At 42.9% G+C, this 3144-nt stretch carries 3 protein-coding genes; all 3 read left to right on the top strand.

Translation table 11 applies throughout. The features are described from left to right. The coding region (locus ACRCJ0_RS11305) for a phospho-sugar mutase (protein WP_431390484.1) at positions 1 to 1513 on the top strand (1513 nt) is incomplete at its 5' end. Between the two features lie 72 nt (positions 1514 to 1585). Continuing rightward, on the top strand, positions 1586 to 2473 hold the full coding sequence (gene rapZ / locus ACRCJ0_RS11300) for an RNase adapter RapZ (protein WP_016897948.1): 888 nt from the start codon (positions 1586 to 1588) through the stop codon (positions 2471 to 2473). Then, on the top strand, positions 2470 to 3144 hold a 675-nt coding region (locus ACRCJ0_RS11295), incomplete at its 3' end, for a gluconeogenesis factor YvcK family protein (protein ID WP_431390483.1). The genes rapZ and ACRCJ0_RS11295, both read left to right, overlap by 4 nt.

Raw genomic sequence — 3144 nt, 5'->3', positions numbered from 1 at the left:
GTTGGCTAACTTACTAGAAGATTATGGTCAAGATGCGAAGGACCGCGGGGTGGCGATTGCTTACGATTCTCGTCATATGTCGCCTGAATTTGCTATGGAATCGGCGAAGACTTTAGGGGCACACGGGATTAAATCTTATGTATTCGAAGCATTACGCCCAACGCCTGAATTGTCATTTGCAGTTCGTGAATTAAATGCCTTTGCGGGGATTATGATCACAGCTTCTCACAACCCGGCTGACTACAACGGCTACAAGGTTTACGGTGAAGATGGTGGACAAATGCCACCAGTGGATGCGGATGCTGTAACGGCCAACGTACGTGCGGTTGACAACCCATTAACTGTTGAAGTGGGCGATGAAGCAGCGCTTAAGGCTGACGGCACAATTACGATTATTGGTGAAGAAATTGACCAAAAATACTTAGACAATATGAAGGCTGTTGTGGTGGACCAAGCTGTGATTGATGAGATGGCTGACCAAGTATCTATTGTTTATACACCCCTACATGGTACGGGTCAAATGTTGGTGGAACGGACTTTAGCTGACGCTGGGTTTACCAATGTCACCTATGTGGCTGAGCAAAAAGAGCCGGATGCTGATTTTTCAACGGTTAAATCACCAAACCCTGAAGAAGCGGGTGCCTTTGAAGTGGCTGAAAAGTACGGTAAGGACAATGACGCGGATATCTTAATCGCGACTGACCCGGATGCTGACCGTATGGGTGCAGCTGTGAAATTGCCAAATGGTGACTACCAAGTGATTACTGGTAATCAAATTGCCGCATTAATGACGCATTATATTTTAACCGCTAAGAAAAATACAGATACATTACCTGATAACGGAGTGATTTTAAAATCCATCGTATCAAGTGAGATGCCAACAACGATTGCCAAATCATTTGGTGTTGAAACAGTTGACGTATTAACTGGATTCAAATTTATTGCGGAAAAGATTAAAAACTATGAAGCTGATGCTAGCAAGACTTTCCTATTCGGTTTCGAAGAAAGTTACGGATATTTAGTGAAAGCCTTCGTTCGTGATAAAGACGCCGTTCAAGCGACTTTATTATTAGCTGAAGTAGCCGCTTTCTACAAGAAACAAGGTAAAACAGCTTATGACGGCTTACAAGACTTGTTTGCTGAATACGGCACTTACCAAGAAAAAACAATCTCTGTAAGCTTACCAGGCCAAGAGGGTGCATCTAAAATCGAAGCCATCCTAAATAATTTGCGTGGGGAAGGTTTAAGTGAAATCGCTGGCCAAGCAGTTGTTGAAACTGAGGACTACCTACAAGATACGCGCCAGTTTGCTGACGGTACTACTGAAGCCTTAGGCATGGACAAATCAAATGTATTGAAATACTATCTAGCAGATGAAACATGGATTGCCGTTAGACCATCAGGTACAGAACCAAAAATCAAGTTCTATATTGGTGTGGTCGCTGATTCACTAGAAGCAACACAAGCAAAAATTAAGGCATATGAGGCAGCCTTAAACGACTTAACGGCTTAAGTGTATGCTGTCTGGCAGCTTTATCGATAAAAGGGCAACCTTTCATCTCCCCTTTAAGGAGGAAAAAACAAATTGAATGATCAATTAAAATTAGTCATTATCACAGGTATGAGCGGTGCCGGTAAAACGGTCGCTCTACAAAGTTTTGAAGATATGGGTTACTACTGCGTGGATAATATGCCGCCGTCACTATTACCTAAATTCTGGGATTTAATCAAAGAAACAGGGAAAATCAGTAAGATCTGTTTAGTAATTGATTTACGTTCACGTTCATTCTTTGATGAGTTATTAACAGAGATTAATGGTATGGACAACACAAACACCATTGAGATGTCCGTACTATTCCTAGAAGCGGACGATCAGACTTTAGTGGCTCGTTATAAAGAAACACGCCGTGCCCACCCACTTCAAAAAGATGGGGTTTCTGTCTTAGAAGCGATTCAAAAAGAAAAAATCTTATTAAATGATATTCGTAAGGAATCTTCAGTGATTGATACGACAAACTTAACACCGCGTAAATTCCGCGAGTTATTGTTGACCGAATTCCAATCTGAAGATCAAGGTACCTTCACGGTTAACGTCATGTCATTTGGTTTCAAATATGGTTTACCAATCGATTCAGATATCGTGATGGACGTCCGTTTCTTACCAAATCCGCATTATATCGATGAATTACGCCCAATGACAGGGCTAGATGCACCAGTTTATGACTATGTCATGTCTCAGCCAGAAACAGAGACTTTCTACCGTAAATTCACTGATTTATTAGATTTTGAATTACCTTTATATGAAAAAGAAGGGAAGTCTAGTCTGACGATCACTATCGGTTGTACAGGCGGTCAGCACCGGTCAATTGCCTTGACTGAACGTGTTGCTCACCATATCCAAGACCTAGGTTACAAGGTCAACATCATCCACCGTGATCGCGCAAAAAGAAAAGAGTCGATGAACTTATCGTGATTAATAAGAATCCACGTCCGGCTAGACGGCCAAAGGTTGCGGTTATCGGAGGCGGAACGGGCCTCCCTATCTTGTTGGAAGGTCTAAAGGATGCTGATTGTAATGTGACAGCCATCGTCACAGTGGCTGATGATGGCGGGTCGAGTGGATCTTTACGTAATGCAGTCAGTACAATTCCTCCAGGAGATATCCGTAACTGCCTAGTTGCGCTATCGGACATGAAGAAAATATATAAAGATGTATTCCAATACCGTTTTAGTGAAGAAGATAAAGAATTTTCTGGTCACGCGATTGGGAATTTAATCATTGCAGCCATTGCTGAAATGCGGGGCGATACCTTTGCCGCTTTGCGTCTACTTTCTTATATGATGGAAGTGGATGGCAAGGTCTTGCCAGCTTGTGAGGAAGCGCTTGTTTTACAAGGACATTTTGCAGATGGGTCTATGATTGAAGGGGAAACGGCTGTTGTAGCCCACCCTGACCAAATTCAAGAAGTGACTGTTCGCTTGGCTAATGACCGACCGAAAGTGGATGTGTCGGGTAATCCAATCACCAGTCCGCGTGCTGGGCGTGAAGTGGTGTCAGAAATAATGCAGGCCGATATGGTCATTCTGGGCCCAGGTTCTTTATACACGTCTATTTTGCCAAATGTGGCAATTGAGGAAATTCGA

The organism is Aerococcus sp. L_32 (assembly GCF_050689315.1).
This window is presented reverse-complemented; position numbering and strand designations above follow the sequence as displayed.